At 39.6% G+C, this 21,511-nt stretch carries 26 protein-coding genes, 2 tRNA genes and 1 pseudogene; 7 read left to right on the top strand and 22 right to left on the bottom strand.

Annotated elements, in window-relative coordinates; translation table 11 throughout:
* Positions 1-99 precede the first annotated feature (99 nt).
* Both SANK73390_RS06335 and SANK73390_RS06330 read left to right on the top strand, forming a co-directional pair.
* Positions 100-176: transfer RNA gene (locus tag SANK73390_RS06335), tRNA-Ile, on the top strand.
* 263 nt (positions 177-439) lie between these two features.
* Positions 440-1,408, top strand: coding sequence for an SAP domain-containing protein (locus tag SANK73390_RS06330; protein WP_462764737.1), 969 nt, complete (start codon positions 440-442; stop codon positions 1,406-1,408).
* Between the two features lie 113 nt (positions 1,409-1,521).
* On the opposite strand, the pseudogene SANK73390_RS06325 reads toward SANK73390_RS06330, so the two are convergent.
* From SANK73390_RS06325 to SANK73390_RS06305, 5 genes and pseudogenes are all read right to left on the bottom strand, one after another.
* Positions 1,522-1,953: pseudogene (locus SANK73390_RS06325) on the bottom strand (TOTE conflict system archaeo-eukaryotic primase domain-containing protein); the annotation flags it as partial.
* Positions 1,954-1,965: 12 nt separating this feature from the next.
* The gene (locus SANK73390_RS06320) at positions 1,966-2,202 is read right to left on the bottom strand and encodes a hypothetical protein (RefSeq protein ID WP_462764735.1); all 237 of its coding nucleotides are present in this window, start codon (positions 2,200-2,202) and stop codon (positions 1,966-1,968) included.
* Between the two features lie 5 nt (positions 2,203-2,207).
* On the bottom strand, positions 2,208-2,501 hold the full coding sequence (locus SANK73390_RS06315; RefSeq protein WP_462764733.1) for a type II toxin-antitoxin system RelE/ParE family toxin: 294 nt from the start codon (positions 2,499-2,501) through the stop codon (positions 2,208-2,210).
* Entirely contained in the window at positions 2,485-2,745 is a 261-nt protein-coding gene (locus SANK73390_RS06310) for a ribbon-helix-helix domain-containing protein (RefSeq protein ID WP_462764731.1), read from the bottom strand. The genes SANK73390_RS06315 and SANK73390_RS06310 overlap by 17 nt, the downstream gene beginning before the upstream one ends.
* A gap of 347 nt (positions 2,746-3,092) precedes the next feature.
* The gene (locus SANK73390_RS06305; RefSeq protein WP_462764725.1) at positions 3,093-3,530 is read right to left on the bottom strand and encodes a hypothetical protein; all 438 of its coding nucleotides are present in this window, start codon (positions 3,528-3,530) and stop codon (positions 3,093-3,095) included.
* A 305-nt stretch (positions 3,531-3,835) separates the two neighbouring features.
* Here SANK73390_RS06305 and SANK73390_RS06300 point away from each other — a divergent pair, with 305 nt between their 5' ends.
* Both SANK73390_RS06300 and SANK73390_RS06295 read left to right on the top strand, forming a co-directional pair.
* Positions 3,836-4,228, top strand: coding sequence for a hypothetical protein (locus SANK73390_RS06300; protein WP_261593971.1), 393 nt, complete (start codon positions 3,836-3,838; stop codon positions 4,226-4,228).
* A gap of 99 nt (positions 4,229-4,327) precedes the next feature.
* Positions 4,328-5,683 carry an ABC1 kinase family protein gene (locus SANK73390_RS06295; RefSeq protein WP_462764724.1) on the top strand — a complete coding sequence of 452 codons (1,356 nt, stop codon included), beginning with the start codon at positions 4,328-4,330 and terminating at the stop codon, positions 5,681-5,683.
* Positions 5,684-5,850: 167 nt separating this feature from the next.
* Here the strand turns inward: SANK73390_RS06295 and SANK73390_RS06290 are convergent, their stop codons facing one another.
* Positions 5,851-6,912, bottom strand: coding sequence for a DUF6765 family protein (locus SANK73390_RS06290; protein WP_462764722.1), 1,062 nt, complete (start codon positions 6,910-6,912; stop codon positions 5,851-5,853).
* Positions 6,913-7,235: 323 nt separating this feature from the next.
* Between SANK73390_RS06290 and SANK73390_RS06285 the strand changes: the two genes are divergently transcribed.
* The 3 genes from SANK73390_RS06285 to SANK73390_RS06275 all read left to right on the top strand — a co-directional run bounded on the left by SANK73390_RS06285 (position 7,236) and on the right by SANK73390_RS06275 (position 10,708).
* On the top strand, positions 7,236-9,629 hold the full coding sequence (locus tag SANK73390_RS06285; protein WP_462764721.1) for an EAL domain-containing protein: 2,394 nt from the start codon (positions 7,236-7,238) through the stop codon (positions 9,627-9,629).
* 107 nt (positions 9,630-9,736) lie between these two features.
* On the top strand, positions 9,737-10,171 hold the full coding sequence (locus SANK73390_RS06280; RefSeq protein WP_462764719.1) for a transcriptional repressor: 435 nt from the start codon (positions 9,737-9,739) through the stop codon (positions 10,169-10,171).
* A gap of 69 nt (positions 10,172-10,240) precedes the next feature.
* Positions 10,241-10,708, top strand: a complete 468-nt coding sequence (locus SANK73390_RS06275) for a chemotaxis protein CheX (RefSeq protein ID WP_261593978.1) — start codon at positions 10,241-10,243, stop codon at positions 10,706-10,708.
* Positions 10,709-10,714: 6 nt separating this feature from the next.
* On the opposite strand, the gene SANK73390_RS06270 is transcribed toward SANK73390_RS06275, so the two are convergent.
* From SANK73390_RS06270 to SANK73390_RS06195, 16 genes are all read right to left on the bottom strand, one after another.
* Positions 10,715-11,134 carry a secondary thiamine-phosphate synthase enzyme YjbQ gene (locus tag SANK73390_RS06270; RefSeq protein ID WP_462764716.1) on the bottom strand — a complete coding sequence of 140 codons (420 nt, stop codon included), beginning with the start codon at positions 11,132-11,134 and terminating at the stop codon, positions 10,715-10,717.
* Positions 11,135-11,181: 47 nt separating this feature from the next.
* Positions 11,182-12,270: an alanine racemase gene (gene alr, locus SANK73390_RS06265; protein WP_462764714.1), complete on the bottom strand. Its 1,089-nt coding sequence runs from the start codon at positions 12,268-12,270 to the stop codon at positions 11,182-11,184.
* An 11-nt stretch (positions 12,271-12,281) separates the two neighbouring features.
* Positions 12,282-13,661: a replicative DNA helicase gene (gene dnaB / locus SANK73390_RS06260; protein WP_462764712.1), complete on the bottom strand. Its 1,380-nt coding sequence runs from the start codon at positions 13,659-13,661 to the stop codon at positions 12,282-12,284.
* Positions 13,662-13,808: 147 nt separating this feature from the next.
* Positions 13,809-14,750 (bottom strand): DUF4097 family beta strand repeat-containing protein, encoded by a 942-nt coding sequence (locus tag SANK73390_RS06255; RefSeq protein WP_462764711.1) that lies wholly within the window; start codon positions 14,748-14,750, stop codon positions 13,809-13,811.
* 9 nt (positions 14,751-14,759) lie between these two features.
* The gene (locus SANK73390_RS06250; RefSeq protein ID WP_462764880.1) at positions 14,760-15,233 is read right to left on the bottom strand and encodes a hypothetical protein; all 474 of its coding nucleotides are present in this window, start codon (positions 15,231-15,233) and stop codon (positions 14,760-14,762) included.
* On the bottom strand, positions 15,226-15,792 hold the full coding sequence (locus SANK73390_RS06245) for an RNA polymerase sigma factor (protein ID WP_261626131.1): 567 nt from the start codon (positions 15,790-15,792) through the stop codon (positions 15,226-15,228). The genes SANK73390_RS06250 and SANK73390_RS06245 overlap by 8 nt, the downstream gene beginning before the upstream one ends.
* A 157-nt stretch (positions 15,793-15,949) precedes the next feature.
* A complete protein-coding gene (locus SANK73390_RS06240; protein WP_462764708.1) occupies positions 15,950-17,713 on the bottom strand; it encodes a DUF7305 domain-containing protein in 1,764 nt (587 codons plus the stop codon).
* Positions 17,714-18,235, bottom strand: a complete 522-nt coding sequence (locus SANK73390_RS06235) for a PilW family protein (protein ID WP_462764706.1) — start codon at positions 18,233-18,235, stop codon at positions 17,714-17,716.
* Positions 18,232-18,672: a type IV pilus modification PilV family protein gene (locus SANK73390_RS06230; protein WP_462764704.1), complete on the bottom strand. Its 441-nt coding sequence runs from the start codon at positions 18,670-18,672 to the stop codon at positions 18,232-18,234. The genes SANK73390_RS06235 and SANK73390_RS06230 overlap by 4 nt, the downstream gene beginning before the upstream one ends.
* Positions 18,666-19,127: a GspH/FimT family pseudopilin gene (locus SANK73390_RS06225; protein WP_462764702.1), complete on the bottom strand. Its 462-nt coding sequence runs from the start codon at positions 19,125-19,127 to the stop codon at positions 18,666-18,668. Before SANK73390_RS06225 ends, SANK73390_RS06230 begins: the two co-directional genes overlap by 7 nt.
* Positions 19,114-19,521 (bottom strand): type IV pilin protein, encoded by a 408-nt coding sequence (locus tag SANK73390_RS06220; RefSeq protein ID WP_462764700.1) that lies wholly within the window; start codon positions 19,519-19,521, stop codon positions 19,114-19,116. Before SANK73390_RS06220 ends, SANK73390_RS06225 begins: the two co-directional genes overlap by 14 nt.
* 273 nt (positions 19,522-19,794) lie before the next feature.
* Positions 19,795-20,247, bottom strand: coding sequence for a 50S ribosomal protein L9 (gene rplI, locus SANK73390_RS06215; RefSeq protein WP_261594005.1), 453 nt, complete (start codon positions 20,245-20,247; stop codon positions 19,795-19,797).
* Between the two features lie 35 nt (positions 20,248-20,282).
* Positions 20,283-20,510 (bottom strand): 30S ribosomal protein S18, encoded by a 228-nt coding sequence (gene rpsR, locus SANK73390_RS06210; protein WP_002962753.1) that lies wholly within the window; start codon positions 20,508-20,510, stop codon positions 20,283-20,285.
* A gap of 11 nt (positions 20,511-20,521) precedes the next feature.
* Entirely contained in the window at positions 20,522-20,851 is a 330-nt protein-coding gene (gene priB, locus SANK73390_RS06205; RefSeq protein ID WP_261594014.1) for a primosomal replication protein N, read from the bottom strand.
* Between the two features lie 29 nt (positions 20,852-20,880).
* A complete protein-coding gene (gene rpsF, locus SANK73390_RS06200) occupies positions 20,881-21,222 on the bottom strand; it encodes a 30S ribosomal protein S6 (protein ID WP_138591187.1) in 342 nt (113 codons plus the stop codon).
* Positions 21,223-21,394: 172 nt separating this feature from the next.
* Positions 21,395-21,470: transfer RNA gene (locus tag SANK73390_RS06195), tRNA-Gly, on the bottom strand.
* Positions 21,471-21,511 lie beyond the last annotated feature (41 nt).

Here is a 21,511-nt window from a genome sequence, read left to right as displayed (position 1 = left end):
AGCATTTACTAGTGACAAAGCATTTAAAAGTTTTTATACTGCACCCCGCTTACTTAATGTTAGTAAGCCTTTAACCTACATTCTACGTAGGTACTGTATGGCCCCTTAGCTCAGTTGGTTAGAGCACACGACTCATAATCGTTAGGTCCCCAGTTCGAGTCTGGGAGGGGCCACCACTTTTACAAGCTTTCCAAGTAAATACCTGCTAACAGAAATTACCCTGTGCTACCTCTGTGCTACTTTTAGTATAGCGGAAAACATCTCTATATGTTGGATATGATTAATCCCTTACCTTTACTGAGCTTCACTTCTCATCAGAAAAGCTTGTTGCTATATGATTGAACATTGTTTTGCTTGATAGTGGTCAACATTCAGGTAAATCATTTCTCCACATCAAGTAAATGCTATAATATTCATCGTTCTAGGCAATAGGAAGCGAATGATGGATACTAACGAATACTACTTTCTAAAGAGCTTTTTAAAACCCAAAAGCTTATCGAAAGTGTTGAGTATGAGAGATTGGACTAGTTACTTAAGCCGTGATGCAAAGCTTGCTTTAAATAAATTTGAAAAAGAGGGGGTTCTACAGTCAGCTAGTACACAGGATGTTGTCACAGCGACTCACTCTGCTCCAGAGTTAAAAAAGATTTCTCAAAACCTTAACCTACCAACCTCTGGTACAAAATCTGTTTTAGTTCGTAGGATTTTGGAAGTAGCACCAAACTATTTTAATGGTAATTCATTAGAACATGATTTTTTGGTTTGTTCGTCTGAGGGGGCGAAACTGGTTGAAGTTAAAGGAAAAACCATCAAAAACGAGATGGTTGCTGCAGTTAAACTATCAGTAAATGAAGCTCTAAATAGAAACTTTAAATGTGCTTTTGAGCCAGTCAGGAAATATCAACTGAGTTTACCATTTCCATCAGGCTTAGGAGTTGACTGGTCTAATTTTGGTGGTTCAAGAGAAATTTTTATAATCAATAATATTCTTGATGATTGGCCACTCATACTTTCTGAGATACAGCCTGATTTAAAACCTCTAGTGCGCCAAGGAGCAATTTGTATGTTTCTTTGGGGACTAAAGGTGGGTGATGAATTAAGAAAGAAATTAGCTAGCAATGGAACTCACTTGGACTCTGGTGGCGTATGTCGCATGATGTTATTCTTTGCACAAAACAAGTTTCGTATATTTGATGCTAAATTAAAGTCTCAAGAACTTGGTATGCCGTATATTATGAAAACTATACGGTTCGAAGGGGATTTTTGCTCTGCGTGCAAAAAGCATAGAGCTGGGGATTATAGTCTAAGCGAAGTGCCGGAAATTCCGTTAGCTGACTGTCGGTGTAAAGGTGGTTGTACCATATCACTATCTGAGGCTCTTGATATTAACAAAATCACTACAACGTGAAAGACCTCGAAGAGGAGTTAATGCTTATAGTAATTTTATATTCGAGAAAAACTTTAAGCTCATCAAAAACTTAATAGCTTTTAACTCTAATTTACAGCAACGGAAATAGTGGGTTACCTTAAATAAACCTCAGTAATTTTAGCCCTGAAGTGACCTAGCTCTTGCGATACAGTTTCGAGAGCAATAGTTCTCGATAAATCCAAGCTTCTTAGCTCAACCATTCTCTCTTGTGCGTAACTATGCCTAAGGCCATGACCACCATTACCACTTCTAGAGCGTTCAATAATATGTGGTACTCTATAAAAGTCACAGGCTTCAGAAAAAGCTTTAACGGAGTGAATCCAGTCCCCTTTATCGAAATCAGCAGCAAGAATGTGAGTCGTGTTGTCATCTAGAAGTGGATAAATCCCAATCGTTTGATTGCCTTTAAGGTGATCAAATACCGCCTGACCATCATAATACTTAAAGTTTTGGTTCGCGCATTCTGTGCAACTAATCCGTAGTTTATTACAGATTTTAGGTTTCCATTCATTCCAACACGCTGGCGAATAACCACTTCACCCATTTTGCGATTCCCAACGAAAAGGGTAAACATCATTGCGACCTTTAAAATTAGAAATGAATAACTCGACTTTAGCTTCAGGAGAGACGTGTTGGTTAAAGTGTTTGGCTAGCTCTACCTCTTGTTGTGCAAGAATACTATAACGTTCATTTAACAATGACTCTTTTTCTTCAGCGAGTTGCTGAAGCCGATTATCAATTTCTAAGAGCCTATCTGATAACGAACTAGACACATTTATTACTCAAAAGCAGCTTTAAGGTTTTCTGCCCTTAGTATTCGCATAACATCAACACAGTCACTAGAGACTAGGTAGTAAATAGCATGTTTGCCATACACACTACGTCTGTATCCCTTACGGATATGATCGACAGCCTGATAATGCAACGGGTTTTCAGCAATGCTTTGAAACTGAATAATTAGCCCATCAACATATGATTTAGCCTGAGCCAAACCAAAGTTATCGATACCATATCCAAATAGCTGCTCGAAGTCCTGATCAGCAGCTGTACTTAATCTATAATACTTTGCCATTAGTTTGTTTTCGAGCAATCACCGCATTAACAATATCTTCAGGAGAACGTGAGCTAAAACCACTTTGCTCTGCTTTAATAAGTTCTTGTCTAATAACTTCAACTTCGCTGGCACGAACTTGCTCTTTTCGGATCAAATCTCGTAATAATTCGCTGTCACTAGCATAATTGCCAGTAGCTAGCTGTGCTTGCATCCATTGCTCTTGCTGAGCAGTCACTGTGATACTTTTCTTTACCATTGCCATAATTTACCTCCAATGCAAGAAACTTCATAAGGATTTAATCCTACTTTATACTACCACAATAAAGTTTAGTCCAGAACTGGTAAGAATCAATCTGAGTTACACCATACAATTCATAGGTGGTAACAAAATCGGTAAGTTGGAGGTTGTGACCATAGTAAATACCGCAATATTAAAGGGATTATAAGCTTGCCAATAGGTCTCATAATCGTTAGGTCCCCAGTTCGAGTCTGGGAGGGGCCACCATTTTTTAAAAATACCACCATTTAATATTCAAAAAGATAAGTAAAAACTTACCCATTAAATTACAAAGTCGTATTTATAGTCTAAGTTAGCATGCTCTCCCCAAGTTAAAATCGATACCCTACATGAATACCAACTAAAGTTTTGGTATGAACTTCGTCTAGACTGGCGAACATGCTGGCTCTATCTTCGCGTCTAGCACCTATGCTACCTCCCCAAACCCAGCCTGAAGCACTCACACCTTGTGAATAATAATTATAGGTGAATGCTGCAAACCCCTTTTCGCTTGTGATAACTTCGCTACCAACGGCTATGCCAATTGCATGTTTATTGTCATCACTAAATACAAATTGATACCCCAGAGCAGCACCAATCAATCCAAGTGATGCGTACACAGCATGCTCGCCTTGAACTAGTGAATATTTTGCACCCAACACACCACCATACTGATAGCCGGCCCCGATGTCGACTTGAGCCAACGCAGGATTAACTGATGCAACGCTTAAAAGTATCAAAGCTGCCGCCTTTAACGATGAATTTAACATTTTATATTTAATCCTTTAAGTTACTCAATTTGTGACTACAATAGAAACAAATTGTGATACAAAAAATACCCATCTACACCCAGAAAGTCAACTACGCCCTATCATTTGCATGTTAAGCAACCAGACCAAGCCACTTGTCTAATAATTTATTTAGGCGAATTGCAACACTAAACAAGTTATCTGGAAAATTTAGCAACGCTTATATCGTCCAACATATAAAAACTGACTTTTATCGCCAAATGATAACCTTCACCCGTCGATACAATTACAATACGACTGATTATTTTTTCAAGTGAGAAATTTATATGAACAAAGTGATATTTTTTGCAGTAATTGCATTTGTGGTTGCTGCTATTTACTTAAATAATAACTTTAACTACATACAACATGGTGATGCCAAATTTGTATATGATGAATCCAGCATTGACAACGCTCTAGCACAACAGATACATCAATACCTACTCAATAACAATGCTTATAAAGATAAAACAGGAGAAATTTTTCTGCTTAAAAAAACGCCATCTGATACATGGATTATCAAATATCCGGTATATCAGGGAGGTGACATTGCACCCAAGTTGCTAAAAGAAATAGAAACATTGAGTCAAGGACTAAAAGAGCAAGTGTTGAATAACGAAACACTTGAAGTTCACATCACCAATGTGGGTTACCAAAGTGTACAATTTTTTAAAATTTAGTCCAATTAGGTTATGCGCTACCACCATAAAGTCGATTTAGAGTGAACAATTTGCACTCATACTCGTATTGATGAGTAAATCAAACTAATCGGAGGTCTCGTGGCAAACAGCGTAGATAATAAAAGTGGAAAGAAAATCCCCAGTAACAGACTCCACCGTGTTGGTGTATTTGGCTCCATTGTGACTAGAGTAGCTACCAATATGGCTTCTGAAGGCGCAAAACAATTACTATCAGGAAAGCGACCTTCCGCAAGGCAACTATTGTTGACGCCAAAGAACATGACCAATGTAACAGAGCAACTAGCACAACTTCGCGGTGCCGCAATGAAAGTTGGCCAGCTGCTAAGTATGGATGCCGATGATGCATTACCCAAAGAACTCACAGACATACTAGCCAAATTGCGCTCAGATGCCACCCCTATGCCAGCAAAACAACTTGCTGCTGTATTAGAAAAGGAATGGGGTCAAGATTGGCATCATCATTTCATTTCATTTAACTTCAAGCCTCTCGCCGCAGCTTCTATCGGACAAGTTCACTTCGCGCGCGATGACGATGCCTCTGAACTTGCTATAAAGGTGCAATATCCTGGCATTAGAAAAAGCATAAGCAGTGATGTTGATAACGTAGTGACATTACTTCGCATAACTGGATTGGTTCCCAAAGAAGTTGATTACAAAAACATATTAGAAGAAGCAAAAAAACAATTACATGATGAAGCCAACTATGAATTAGAAGCAGAGATGGCCAATGCCTTTTATAAGTACTTACAGCATGATAAAAGGTTCATCGTGCCTAAAATATACAAAGCGCTCACTACGCCTTCCATTTTAACTATGAGTTTTGAGCAAGGTGAGTCAGTTGAAACACTGCAGGATTTACCTCAGGTACAAAGAGATCAATTAATCACAAACTTGTTTGAATTATTATTTAAAGAAGTGTTTGAATTTCAACTAGTACAAACTGATCCAAACTTTGCTAACTATTTATACCAAAGAGGTAGTAAGAAGCTGGTTTTGTTGGATTTTGGTGCAACACGTCATTACAACAGCAATATCAGCCAAGGCTACCAAAAATTGCTGAGCGGCGCCATGAACAAAAATAAAGAAGATATGGGGCTGGCCATGGCGCAAATAGGTTTTTTCAGTGAGGATATTTTTCCTGATCACAAAGACGCGGTGATAAACCTGGTCATGACAGCTTGCGAACCACTGCAATGTGAAGGAAGCTACGACTTTGGTAATACTGACCTAGCTAAGCGTATTCATGATGCTGGTATGGCACTGAGCATGGAGCAAGGCTATTGGCATACTCCACCTGTAGATGCGCTATTTTTACATCGTAAAATTGGTGGGTTATTTCTATTAGCCGCACGCCTCAATGCCCATGTAAATGTTAGAGCTTTATTCATACCTTATCAGTGGCAACCACAGTTAGTTGATAAGCACACTGACTAGCTAAACTTTATTGATATTTATAAAAATGGCGAGGTGTTAGTTTTGCCTGCTGTGATTATTACATAGTCAGTACACACTACTTAATGCACTCATTAAAAACTGTAACCTATAAAGTTGTTAAGTACGCACACATTGTACGGTTAGGCTCAAACTTATTCTTTGCACAGCTAAGAAACGCAAATGCCATATCTTGGTAAAATTATATCAACCACGTTGAATCGGTGCTGTTTTGCCGCATCATGAAACAATTTCCAATCAGATGATAAAAAAGCTTGGCTAAATAAATAGTCATCTTCGTCACCATCACTTAGCACGGTTCCCAGTGCTTGATGTTTCCATGAGCCTAGCCCTTTGGCAATATATGCTAATTGATAAGCACCTAGACCAAATCGGTCACGGGCTATGGCTTCTAACCATAACTTTAAACGTAATTCTCCACCATTCATATCAAACTCACTAAAACACTGCGCTATAAGTGTTTTGATATGGCTACTAAGCCCAACGGGAGTATGCTGCAAATATGTTTGATAGATCTTACACAATTCATTCGCTGCTTCTAAAAAGTCTTTTGGATTGTTACGCTCAATTCGCTCGCCCAAACCATTCATGTAGCTCCAGTGCTGGTGAGGTAAATCTGGGTTAGATAATGCCTGCCCGTGACCCAAACTTGGAATTTCATCTTGCATCACATCCATAAAATAAGCCGACACTCTTTGCATCCAATCACTGTCTGGCTGGCCGTTATGATCTTTTATATTATCAACATTGTTTATTTGATGCTGTACCCCAGCAAAGCCTTGATGTCCGTATGTATCAATAAAAACATGTGACGTAATACCGAGTAAATGCAATGCATAAGGGCGATGACGATTGGCAATACACTCATCCACCATATCTTTTGCTACATAAGAGTTTGGCTTACATACGAGTTTACGAATAAAGCTGCCTGGTGGGTTGCTGCCTGCGGGTAGCCCATCATTGCCTGGTAAAAAATGAAAGGGGATCCAAACCTGCTGATTTTTAAGGCTCTGCAGGTTTCTATAATCAAGCATTTTATGGGCTGTGGTGATCCGTTTATAGGTGGCACCATTACTAAACTTAATGGTTCCCTGATTGGTTGCATCATCAACATACTGAGATGCATGCGCAATCATTTTTGCCTCAGAAGGGCTAAAGCCCGCCGCTCTAGCAACAACCCAAGTCATACCAAAATGTAAATCAATCTGCATAATTTTCCTTATCACAGCCCATCATGGCTAGCTTGTAATCATCAGCCATAACCCACTGTTTCTGTTATATCAATTGCCTGAAGTGTAAATATATTATCCATGTATTCCTATCAAGCACTAAGGGCATATAAAACCTGTACATACAACTCAAAATAGAGCGACTACTTTTCAATATTCTAGTCTAGACTTAAGTAATAAAAAGCGTTGGTCAAAATAGCCAACCTTTATCATCGTATCCGAGTCAGACATACTCAACTTGAGCGAACGAGCCTTATATTATGAAAGCGCTATATTCAATTAACATTAAGCTTTGGCTTAGTATTATGGCAACGTTGATATTTTTAACATGCTCTGCCTTTATCGCTAGCTATACCTACTATGCACAGTTAAATATCTTAATTAATAGCAGTCGCGCGTCTTTAAATCGTGAGTTACCCGCACTGGCTGTCGAGTTAGAGCAAGAAATAGCAAATAAGCATATTGAAAACGCCCAATTTGCCATCAAAACCAAAATGGCCAGTATATACTACCTGAATATTCTGGTTATTGACCATCAAGGCAATATTATGATTGCGCCCTCGGCTAACTTGGTCGGGCTACATTATCAAGCTCTCGGCTTGCCAATTTCTGACGAAATCACCATAAACATACACAAAACGAAACAAGCACTCATCAAATATAATGATACCCAGTATGCCTTTGACAGCTATTACCCATTGAGGTTTGAGGGCAATAACATCAGTTTGTTATATGCCAGATATACGCTGCAATCTGATGTACAAAACTTAATTGACTTAACACTTGGCAAGAGCTCACTTATTGCACTATCCCTCTTTTTCGTGCTGTTATTTGTCGCAACTTTTGTTTACTGGTTTATTCACAAGCCTATCAATCATCTAACTTTTGTAGGTAAGAAATTACAAGCACTTGAGCTTGACTGTCGTGCAAATATGCAAGGCACAGGAGAACTCAAGATGTTGGCTGATAGTTTTAATGCAATGGCCGATAGTCTACAAGAAAAAATAGCGTCTCAAAAAGCAGCTGAACAATATGCTCTATTAAAGCACAGCTTATTAGAAAGCATTTTTAAAGCGTTACCCGACGTCTTTATTCTCATTGATGATACTGGAGAAGTACTAGAGTTTCATAGCGGTAATACCAACGCATCTTTTATCGAAAAAACACACTTAGTGGGTAGTAATATCACTGAGTTGTTACCTAACTCTTCGTCCAAAAACTTTCAGCAAGCCATATCCGATACAAAAACCAGTAAACAGTTAATGTATATAGAATATCCTTTAGAAATCGACAACCAAGCCAAGTTTTTTGAAGCTAGATTATCTCCTATTCCTTTTACTGACAATATTGTCATTGTAGTTAGAGATATAACCCAAAGAAAACGCCAAGAGGAAATGATATTTCATCATGCTTTTTTTGATACCCTTACCAACCTTCCCAATCGATTTTTGGTCATCGAAAGATTAACACAGCAAATAAAAGAAGCTACCCGCAGCAAAGCGCACATTGCTGTGATGTTCATTGATTTAGACGACTTCAAAAAAGTAAATGATTCATTAGGTCACGAAACAGGAGATAAGTTACTGATTGCATCAGCCAAACGCTTACAAGGCACATTGCGATTAGAAGATACCGTTGCGCGATTAGGTGGTGATGAATTTGTTATTTTGCTTGGTAACTTGAATGACCCTCACGATGCTCAACCTATTGCGGCTAATATAGTAAGACAATTTCGGACACCACTTCGCATTGATCAGCGTGAATTTTGCATTTCCTTAAGTTTAGGCGTAGCACTATATCCACATGATGGTGATACACCCAGTGAGTTATTACGTAAAGCAGATTCCGCAATGTATAACTCCAAACAACAAGGTAGGAATACTTATTCCTTCTTTACCGAAAAAATGAGTCAAGATCTTACTCGACGACTATTACTCGAAGAGCACCTGCGTCATGCATTAAGGCTAGGTGAACTTGAAGTGTACTATCAGCCTCAATTTAATATTGAAACTAACGAATTAATTGGCGCAGAAGCGCTGCTTAGATGGCACAATAGCGCATTAGGTAGCGTCTCCCCTGAAGAGTTTATTCCGCTTGCAGAAAATAATGGAGAAATAGTCGAAATTGGCAAATTTGTTTTAAAAACAGCCATAGAGCAAGCTACTGAGTGGTTTAATAAGCTCGATAAGCCCTTTAAAATTGCAGTAAACCTGTCTCCACGTCAATTCAAAGACCGTAATCTAATTAGCGACATCAAACGCTATATTGCCCAAGTTGATATGCCCGCGTCATTATTGGAGCTAGAAATAACAGAGGGCGTATTATTGTCTGGAGAGGACAGTGTAAGAAAAGCACTAAAAAACCTACATCAATTAGGTTTAATCATTGCAATGGATGACTTTGGCACTGGTTACTCATCTCTTAACTATTTACGACAATATCCTTTTGATATTTTAAAAATAGATCAAAGTTTTATCAGTGATTTATCTAATAAAGCTGAGGCGAGTGAGCTAGTTAATTCAATCATTACCATGTCTCATAGCCTGGGCCTTAAAGTCATTGCTGAGGGCATAGAAACCCTCTCCCAACTTAAAATACTAGAACATTATAGGTGTGATATTGGCCAAGGCTTTTTATTAGGAAAACCCATGCCAAGCAAAGACTTTGAACATTGGGTAGGGTTAACTAACGTAAAATAGGTACACCTAGACGAGTATTTAGAGCTTTTTGATAATAACTGACTCACACTATAAGACTATTAAAAAGAATATGTTAGTATTTAGGGGCAAGAGTAAGGGTTAGAATAATGAATGTAGAATTATTGATCTCCAAAGCAAAACAAGTATGTAATAATCGCGGCGCAAGGTTTACTCCGATCCGCGAGAAAGTATTTCGCCTGCTCGCCAGTAAACAAGGCGGTGCGGGTGCTTATGACTTATTGGAAGAACTAAAAGTCACTGAGACAGCTGCAAAACCCGCGACCATATACAGAGCTTTAGATTTTCTAGCTGAACTCGGCTTTATTCATAAAATAGAAAGCACGAATTCATTTATGCTTTGCCAACATTTTGATCATATTCATCCCGTACAACTTTTGATTTGTGATGAATGTGGTAACGTTGAAGAGTTGCATTCTAGTATTATCTCTCATGAATTGAATAATTTAGCAGCAGAGCAAGGTTTTATAGTCAGTGCGCAGACAATTGAAGCCCATGGCAAGTGTGAAAAGTGCAAAGACTAAGTGCATGTGTTCTAAAACCACACTACACTCAAATACTGCCTCTAAATAATATGTAATTAAGGAATTCATATGAAAGTAGAGTTTATCAACCCTTTTTTATCATCTTTAATTAATGTACTGGCCACCATGGCTCAAACAGAATTAACGCCAGGGAAACCAAAAATTAAAAAAGATGAAGTTGCTCAAGGTGATGTTTCTGGGCTTATAGGCATGGTTGGACCACAAACCAAAGGCTCTTTCTCAATAACCTTTGATGAGAGCTTGGCTTTAGCAATAATGGAAAGAATGTTAGGTGAGCGACCAGACACGATTAATGAAGAAGTCACCGATATGGTAGGGGAAATAACAAATATGGTCACCGGTGGCGCTAAAAATTTACTTGGTGAAAAAGGATATGAATTTGAAATGGCAACCCCCATTGTCGTTTCTGGTAAAAATCATACCATTACACACCAATGTGAAGGGGCTAAAATCATAATGCCATTTACTTCTGCTGATGGCAGCGCCAGCATAGAAGTCAGCTTCGATACCTTATAACCAAGGTTATTCGCCTTGTATGGTGACAATAACCGTTCGGTTTGAAGCGTGATCTCTATGCTCACATAAATAAATACCCTGCCATGTACCGAGTGCTAACCTACCATTAGTAATAGGGATGCTCTGGTTTACACCTATTAGCGTCGATTTAATATGTGCAGGCATGTCATCTGGGCCCTCATAAGTATGGATATAATAAGGTGCATTTTGTGGTGCAAGTACATTAAAGTGGTTTTCTAAGTCTTGCCTTACAGAAGGGTCCGCATTTTCGTTTATCGCCAAAGACGCAGAGGTATGCTGGATAAAAATATGCAATAAACCGATTTTAACCTGCCTAATCTCAGGCAGCTGCCTCGTAATTTCATCAGTGATTAAATGAAAGCCTCTATTACGAGCTTTGAGATTAACTGTTTTTTGTAACCACATATTATCCCACCTAAATTGATTAGATCATAAATCAATAACAAGTAATCTTACTGCTTTGCATATAGATACTCGTAACTGACACGTGGTGTTACATTGCATAGTAGCTCATACGGTATCGTATCAGCATGTGAAGCCACTTCTTCAACAGGCAAATTTGGCCCCCACATTTCTACTTCATCACCAATGTGTATATTGGCTTGATTATCACCAATATCAACTGTGATCATGTCCATAGAAACGCTGCCAACGATACCAAAACGTTGTCCTTTAATGATCACTGGTGTGCCATTTTTTGCATGACGTGGATAACCATCACCATAACCCATAGCAACAACAGCAAGTATCGTTTCTTTATTACTTTGCCATCTACCACCATAACCTACAGACTTATTGGCTGGTAAACGCCGAATTGCGATCACTCTAGTAATAAGCTTCATAACAGGCCTTAAACCATGGTTGTGGGCAATCTGATGCTGCATGGGTGATACCCCATAGAGCATCAGCCCAGGTCTAATCCAATCACCATGGCTTTTCGGCCAACCAATAATACCCGCTGAGTTAGCCAAACAAACTTGCTCTTGTTTGTTATCAACGAGCCTTGCAAAGGTGGCTATTTGCTCAGTAGTTTTGGTATTTTTTGTATCGTCAGCACAAGAGAAGTGAGTCATTAAATTAATCTGTTGCTTGACATTGTTTGAGTTTTTGAGTCGGTGATAGAATGCATCTAACTGCTGCGGTTCAACTCCTAAACGATGCATACCAGTATCGACTTTTAGCCATGTCGCTATAGGAGCATCTAATTTAGCTTGCTCCAACGCATATAACTGCTCTTCGTTGTGAATCACTGCTTGAAAGTTATTCGCCAATAAAATGGGAATATCACTGGCATTAAAAAAACCTTCTAACAATACAATTGGGTTGGTTATGCCGCCTGCGCGAAGCGCTAATGCTTCATCAATTCTTGCTACTGCGAAGGCATCTGCCTTTTGCAGATGCTGCGCAATCGTTACCAAGCCATGACCATAAGCATTGGCTTTCAATACCGCCATAACCTTAGCATTGGGTGCTATCTGCTTTATACAACACAAATTATGTGCTAATGCTGATAAATCAATCTCCGCCGCCGCTAACTTCATGTGCGACTCTCCTAATATTCGTCATCAACCGCAGGGCCTGCGTAGTTATCAAAACGTGAGTATTGACCTTGGAACGTTAACCTAACCTTACCAATAGGACCGTTACGCTGCTTACCAATGATGATCTCCGCCACACCTTTATCAGGGCTATCTTCGTTGTATACTTCATCACGATAGATAAACATAATTAAATCGGCATCTTGCTCGATAGAACCAGATTCACGTAAGTCAGAGTTTATAGGCCGTTTGTCAGCTCGTTGTTCAAGGGTACGGTTAAGCTGAGATAAGGCGATGACAGGACATTGTAGCTCTTTTGCCAGTGATTTAAGTGAGCGAGATATTTCTGCAATCTCAAGGGTACGGTTATCAGATAAACTAGGAACCCGCATTAACTGCAAATAATCGACCATTATCATACTGATCCCACCGTGATCCCTTGCAATACGCCGAGCACGAGATCGCACATCCGTAGGCGTCAGGCCTGATGCATCATCAATGTACATTTTACCTTTTTCCATCAACAACCCCATGGTTGAAGACAATCTTGCCCAGTCGTCATCATCTAATTGACCCGTTCGCACTTTAGTTTGGTTAATACGACCAAGCGATGCAAGCATCCTCATCATGATCTGTTCTGAAGGCATCTCCAATGAGTAGATTAATACAGGCTTATCTTCCGTCATAGCTGCGTGCTCTGCCAAGTTCATGGCAAACGTTGTTTTACCCATAGATGGACGTGCCGCAACAATAATTAAATCTGAAGGCTGCAGTCCAGCAGTCATCTGATCAAGATCTGAATAACCTGAACTTACACCCGTAACACCATCTTGCGGTGATTGGTAAAGCTCTTCAATTTTATCGACTGTTTTTTCTAAGATATTATGCAGGCTTTGTGGGCCTTCAGTGCTTTTTGTTCGCTGCTCTGCAATTTTAAATACTTTACTTTCGGCTAAATCGAGCAAGTCATGGCTATCTCGCCCTTCAGGGTTAAATCCAGCTTCAGCAATTTCATTGGCAACGGAAATCATCTCACGAACTACCGCTCGCTCGCGCACAATATTGGCATAGGCATCTATGTTCGCGGCACTTGGCGTATTTTTAGCAATCTCAGCTAAATACGCAAAACCACCCACATTTGCCAGTTGATTATTTTTTTCTAAATTTTCAGAGATGGTGATTAAGTCAATGGGGTTGCTTGTTTCTACTAACTTTTCCATTGCTTCAAATATAAGCTTGTGTGTACGCGTATAAAAATCATGCGAAACCACCAACTCTGCCACTCTATCAAACGCTTGATTATCAAGCATTAAGCCACCGAGTACAGACTGCTCTGCTTCAATGGAGTGAGGAGGAACTTTTAATGTATCGACTTGATGATCTGGTTTTGCCATAGCACTGCATAATTTAGAATTTAGGGAGCTATTTTATCTGCTTAAAGAATAAATATCACTAGTTGTGATAAGTATAATAACGGCGCTGATATATCAATACTCTAAAAGGTGCGCTATCAAGCAGTTACTTAATAGCGCATAGGAAGATCAGTTCTTTTTTAATTCGATATGGCCACTTACCGTGTCAATTTCTATATCAGCATCACCGCCATTTAATACAAACTCCAGCTCGCGCGATGGACCCCACTTTGACTTTTTCACTTCATGTTCACTCAACTCATTTATAACGTTACCGCCTGCATGCATATCAATATCAAAGCGTGCTGATACGTTCGCGGGAAGGTATAAACTTACATCACCACTGACTGTATCCATATTAATATTTGCATTCTTTTTAAGCTTCTTAATGCGCACATCGATTTCACCATTGACAGTATTTAAACGAAGTTCCGCAAGCTCACTTATACGCAAACCAACTTCTCCATTAACATTTTCCAAACGAACATCTTGAGCACTGGTATCACTTTCAATATCACCGTTTACGGCATCTATTTTTAATTTACCCGCTGAATTTCTATCGTTAATCTCTCCATTAACCGTTTCATAATGAATATTGCCATTGAGGTTCAATCCATCAATATCACCATTTATAGTCTGAAGTGATATTTTTCCTTTTAAATCAGAAGCTTTGATATTGCCTTTAACGGTTTTAATATATGTACCTGCGTGTAATTCATTGGCCTTTATATCTACACTAACTCCTTCAAAGTTCAACTCACTGCTTTTAGGCATATAGATTGTCAATATTGAGCCGTCACGAGCATTTTTCCAGCCACGATATTGCTTAGGCATCTGCACAATAAACTCAGTCACTGAACCATTAGTTTCAAGCTTATACCCTTTAGCCTTTTCATCCAGTGTACCCGATACTTTAAAACTATTTTCATCCCATGTTTTTATTGTGATTTCACCACGCTGATTTTCAACCACTACTTTTCCATTAACTGGAATAGTGATTTGTTCGTCTATCTTCTGTGTAGCAAATGCAAAAACGGGTAGTAATGCCAAACCTGCTAATAATGCTCTCATGTTATTCTCCTAAATTTGTTGCCAACGAGGTTCATGTACCTTGTTTATTAAGTCCAATTGTTGCTGATATACTTGTGCTAGCATTTTTAACAGTGCTGCATTTTCTGGGTCATTTTGTAGCGCAGATTTTACCGCTTGCTCAGCACTTTCAAGCTCTTTGAGCTGCACCTGCCAATCTGATGTTAGTGCAGGTTGCGCCTCATACTGCACCAACAAGCTTTGCTTTTGCTGCTCAAAAAAAGCGCTCATATCAACCATGGTATTTTGTTGAGGCTGCTTTATCACAACTTGCCAAGCTAGCAGTCCAGCCACCATACACGCTGCAACTCCGGTCAACTTTGGCCAATAACTTACTTGCTTAACATGATCATTGTGCGATACCAATGCCCGCTCAATACCTGGCCACAAGTCACGTTTTGGTGAGACCTCTTTGGTTTGTTCAAGTGATTCTTTTAAAAATTGCTCAAAACTTGGTTTATTCATTGTCATACCACTCCTGCAATAATTGACGAGCACGATGATATTGCGACTTGCTCGACCCTACAGCCATACCTAACATATTGGCAATTTCCTCATGGCGATAACCTTCTACTGCATGTAAAACAAAAACTAAACGCGCACGCTCTGGTAAGCGAACAATCAATTTATCTAAGCCGTTTAAGCCTTCGCACATGCTACTTGCTTGCTCATCCATACCACACCCTTCAATACTGACCACTTTTTGCAACCAATTTTTATGTTTGCGCAAATAACTGATGGCAATATTACTTGTGACACTATGCAACCAAGTTGAAAATTGTGATTGGCCTTGAAACTGAGATATTTTATGCCAAAGCTGTACAAATACTTCTTGAGTGACATCCTCAGCATACTCAGGTGATGCAAGCAACCTAAGGCACAGTCCATAAACACGCTTTTCATATTTTTTGTATAACTGTTCAAAAGCTCGCTGGCTGCCCTGCTGAACTTGCAAGACAAGTTCATCAATAGGTTTGGGTTTATGCACTTTATGTGATAATGCCTGATTGGCATCTATTAACATTGTTCTCTTCCCTTTCTCTTGGTCAAGCTAGCTTGATATAAATACCATTTGCTTTCAAGTTACTAAGTTAGACGGGAGTTGGGTAGGAAAAGGTTTAAACGAAGATAATTTTTTTACATGAAAATAAAAAAGCCCTTCATTTGAAAGGCCTTTTACTTTATTCGTTTTCTTCAGCTATGCGCTCAGGTAGTCGGTAATACCAGCGCTCAAATGTTAGCAAAGGAGCACTTGCCCCACCACCTCCACCATTACCAGAACCGCCGCCCAACTCAAGTGTTGTCACCGCCTCATCAAAATGAAAATCTGCATCACCAGCGCCATTAATATAAGAACCGACGATACTACCGAAGATTGCACCATTGCCTTTAACATCAACAGTAGCAAATGGTGCATAAATAACGGCATACATCTCACTGTTACCACTGACGGATACGGCATCGCCAGAATTATTAGAGTAAATACTAAATGTTGCGTGACCGCCGCTGGTTAAACCGTGTCTCTCTACAACAATGTCACCGCCGCCACCAAGGTCAAAATTACCGGTAACAAATAAGGTTAATGAGCTATCATCTTTTATCGTCATCGTGGAGCCGCCGCCAATGCTGAAGTCGCCATCCACTAAAAAAACCACATCTCCACCTTGAATAATTACGTTACCATTACTGGATAAAGAGAAGCTTTTCATGCCAAAAACAAACTCGTTGCCACTTTCATCTTGTACTACATCTTCATAGCGCTGTTCATTGATATCAAATATATAAACATCTCGCTGTGAAGCCAAAACTGTACCAACGTCTTTTAAGTTGCCACTATTACCTTGGCGTGTTTCATGATCAAGTCGCTTTGGGCTAAAGGTGTAATAATCATTGGCATTTATTGTATAATCAATAAAACCACTACTATCGCCAATTACAGTGGTCATTTTACTTGAAATACCCGCAGGGTCGCATTGTTCGGAATCAGCCTCATAGCTTTCTAAAGGCACTAACATTGGATCTACGTTAAAATGAGCAACTGAGTAATGCATACCATCTTGATAAAAGTCATTACCATCAGGGAATGTACCTGTTCCGCCATATTGAAGGTCAAAATCATCACCACTTAGATTAGCAATCGACGCTCCCCACTTCATGGTTACATCACCGGTAGCACGCACATAACCTGCTATTTCTCCACCTTTATGGATAAGATCACCCAGAGTTAATACATTACCATCAACACGTACGCCCCCCCCGGAAGAGATTTCTACGTTTCCATTTGCTTTTACATTACCTTTAATTGGAGAAGAACCCGTTAAATACACCCCACCTGCAGAGTTAACATCTCCTTTAATAATAGAGTGCCCTTGAAGGTATACGTCAGCATTACTACCCCCTGTGGTAATTAATGCATTGTCACTTTTAGTCTGCTCATAACTCCCTTGAGAGGAGTCATAACTATCAATCAAACCACTTCCTTTAAGCGTAACACCTGTACACCCAGCGATTAAACTATCGTTTACCGGGGATGTTTGCCCTGCGGTGAACTTATAATAAGCAGTGATCTTATCATTTGAGTCACCACTATATCGCTCACCCGAACTAGTAATAATGATAATGTCATCATTATCTGGGTGTATGCTCGCTGTCACATCATACTTTAAGTCGGTCGCAATCTGCCCCCCTCCCGTAATGGGGTCTTGTGCATTTACTAATTCATCTCTGGTTAGTAAGGGGTTTTCAACAAGCTTCGCTCTGAGTTGATCAGCCATCTCATAAATGCCTTTTTCAGATAAAAAACGAGCATTCATACTTTTTTGAAAATTACCTGATAAACGCTCTTGTACTAGCGTTTCTTTCATTGCACCAAACACCACGACGCCTGCCATGGTGCTTAACAACAAGACTTTGACGAGTGTAAAACCGCGTTGTGTATTCATCATTTACCTCACCATAATTAATTGAGTTGCAGCAATACTAATCACAATACCGCCTGCAAACTGTGTTGGAACGTCCTCTGGTATTACCGTAACATCCACTAGCAGCCCACTAGCGCTACTGCTAAAGGTAAGTGCTTGCACCCCTTTCAATAAGTTAGCACTGCCCAGACTATTACCTGAAGATCTGTCAATAATCTCACATGTAAGATAGTTATTACTTACAGTATAGACCTCATCAAACGCAATGGTAGGCACAGTGCCTTGACATGACGGACTGAATGAGTTTTGTTCAACCCTTATTGTTAAAGCATTGGCTGAAATCGTCGGTGCACGAATTGCCTGCTTAATGCTTCGAGACAAAATTTGTTGTGTATAACGTATAACCTCTTGTGCGTTTGCTAACGACTGAGCAGACAAAACAGTGCTTTTAATTGCCGTGTAAGACATCGCAATACCTATTAACAAGAACGAACCTATCGCCATTGCAACCATTAACTCTACTATTGAAAAACCTTTATTGTTCATGTAGGTAAACACGCTGGTGGTAATTGAACAAAAGTGGCGTTTATTTGTACTTGATTAGAGCCATCTTGTTGATTCGTTCCATCATCTGTTACACCTATGCGATCATCTTGCCATGTCACGGTAATGTCCATATCATTACTAAAATCATCAGGCATAACAACCTGAAACTTACTTTGCAAAACCTGAGGCGGCTGCAAAAAGCTTTGAAAATCTGCATCATTATAAAGTGCTGGGTTGTTATTTTGGATCACACAAAGTTGTGACCATACGCGCTCCATCGCATTTTGACCCAATATCAAAGACACCGTATAATCAAAACTATTAGTCGCATATTGCAAAGATTTCAGCTGAGTTGCTGCTAGCCCTAACAATGCGATACTGGCAACGAGCATAGAAACCAATACTTCGATTAAAGAAAAACCTTTAGTTTTTAACAATTCTCTGTCGCCTCATTTATCCAGCTTTGTCCACTTTGCAACACACAAAATCTATAGTCATTACTGGCGCTATCATTATCACTAATTAGAATATCAATTATTTGATTTAGTTCCCCTGTCGAACTGATCGTTCTATCCACATAGCTGATACTGATGGAGCTGTGAGTAACGGAAAATTGATTTAACGTCTGTAGTTGCCCGTTGCTATCTGTTGACCTGACTAGCCATGACGAACCGTTATCTACAAGCTGAACACTTTTTGCCTGCTTTACTGCTTCACTGCGAGAATATTTATAAAAAGCACTCATTAAATTAGCGGTATTCGTCAGCCTATCTTGTTTAATTTGTTGTACAAATGATGGCATAGCAATTATCGATAAAATACCAATAATTGACAACGCTACAAGCAACTCTATCAATGTAACGCCTCTTACTCGCTTACTACCAACAACCACTTGTTTGTGCCCCCTGCGTACCGGTATGATTGATCGTCACAGCACCACAAGGGTCACCCGCCTGAGATGAGCCAGTTTTGGGAGTAGCTGTGAGTAAAAACCTAGGGCTTGTAAAATCTGCACCATTTGCTGGTTTATCAAGATTTTGGTAAGTAAATGTATAAACCTCTAAAGTCGGTAAAGCAGCAAAAGATGTACTGTCTGGGTATCCGCCATTGCGCGAATATTGTCGCTCAAGAATAACGGCTGTTTTTAACAACTCTTGTTGCGCTTCAGATCGCCGACCATCGATGATCGCGTCTGTGTACGAGGGGTAAGCTAATACGCCAATAATCGCTACTATCGCGGTAGCAATCAGTAGCTCTAACAAAGAAAAACCTTGATTCTTTTTCATCTAACTCTCAAAAACATTTCCCAAAAAAAAGACAGCGCTGTCAAAAGCACTTTGATTTAAAAAGGATATTTGACTTAAACCTGATTTATACGGACTGATTACGAATTAAAAAAACTATAACTATGGATAAATTTTAGCCCATTTGTGTTCAAAAGTACATTTTGGATAAATGCAGGCAGTAATTATTTGATGAACTAAGGATTATTTTTATATATTCAATAATAAAAACTAAAAAACCGTGCACTGGCGTGCACGGTTTTACTTAATATAAAATTAAGCTTCAGCAATAACGATTACTTTAATAGTAGCTGTTACATCTGAATGTACTGCGATTACTACGTCAAATTCACCTGTCTCACGGATTGTACCAAGAGGTAGACGAACTTCTGATTTAGCAACTTCAACACCAACAGCTGAGATAGCTTCAGCAATATCGCGAGTACCGATAGAACCGAATAATTTACCTTCGTCACCAGCTTTAGATACTAATGTAACTTCAGCTAATGCTTCAAGCTTCTCTGCACGTGCTTGTGAAGCAGCTAATCCTTCAGCGATTTTCGCTTCTAAGTCAGCACGACGTGCTTCGAAAGTTTCGATGTTTGCTTTAGTCGCAGGAACTGCTTTACCCTTAGGGAATAAGAAGTTACGTGCGAAGCCAGATTTAACTGCTACCTGGTCACCTAGGCCACCTAGGTTAGCGATCTTGTCTAGTAGAATAACTTGCATGTCTCTACACCTTTTAAAAACTGTTAATCAGCTGCTTACTTATGTAAGTCAGTGTACGGAAGAAGGGCTAAGTAGCGAGCACGCTTAATAGCAGTTGCTAGCTGGCGCTGGTATTTAGCGCTAGTACCTGTGATACGGCTAGGTACGATTTTGCCACTTTCTGTAACATAGTTTCTAAGAGTAGCTAGATCTTTGTAATCGATTTGTTGTACGCCTTCCGCTTTAAAACGGCAGAACTTACGACGTCTGAAATAACGTGCCATGAGTAATTTCCTCAATTAATTCTTTCAATATGTTGTGCATGTAATACCAGTTGACTCAAACCATTTCGGCTCTCGTGACGGTTTAAAAAACCACTAACTTGTATTGCTTGCCCAACGTATAAATGCTGAGTTTGAGACTGGAATTGCTGCCCACTAGCAACCACTTGAAGTCGAACATAACTATGACGGTTAAGATCAGCTTCTACTTGCATTGATTTATGCTCAAGCACAAAAATACAGTGTGGAATACCAGCTGGGCTTTGATTAAATTTGGGTGTTTTACAAATCACGCCCGAAAGCACATATTGATTTGTATACAGGTCAGCCTGTTGTTGCACCACAAATCCTCAAAGTCCAGAATCAATAACGATTAAGCAGTAGCTGCTTCTTTTTTCTCTTCTCTTACAAGAGGAGATGCTTCAGTTACAGCAGTTTTAGTACGCATAACTAAGTTACGAAGTACTGCATCGTTGTAGCGGAAAGAAGTTTCAAGCTCGCTGATTACTTCAGTAGTTGCTTCAACGTTCATAAGAACATAATGTGCTTTATGAAGCTTTTCGATTGGGTATGCCAATTGACGGCGGCCCCAATCTTCTAAACGGTGGATAGTACCACCAGCTTCAGTGATAGAACCAGTATAACGCTCGATCATACCAGGTACTTGCTCACTTTGATCTGGGTGAACCATGAATACGATTTCGTAATGACGCATGGATATTCCTTACGGTTAATATAGCCTTTTCCCGTTTCGGCCAGTCGGGGGAAGGCAAGGAACTAAATGTGATAGCCGAAAGAGCGCGTATTTTACGTAGAGTTGGAAAATTAAGCAATGAAAATTTACAAAGGATGAATTTTTTTTGAATTATCTAAGGAAATTATAAGATTGGAGCGGCACACGAGGCTCGAACTCGTGACCTCGACCTTGGCAAGGTCGCGCTCTACCAACTGAGCTAGTGCCGCTTTATAGGTGTTCATAAAATTTTAACCGTTGAAGCGCGATA

This window comes from Pseudoalteromonas sp. SANK 73390 (assembly GCF_054966645.1).
Note: the sequence above shows the minus strand (reverse complement) of the source record. Positions and strands in the feature narration are given on the sequence as shown.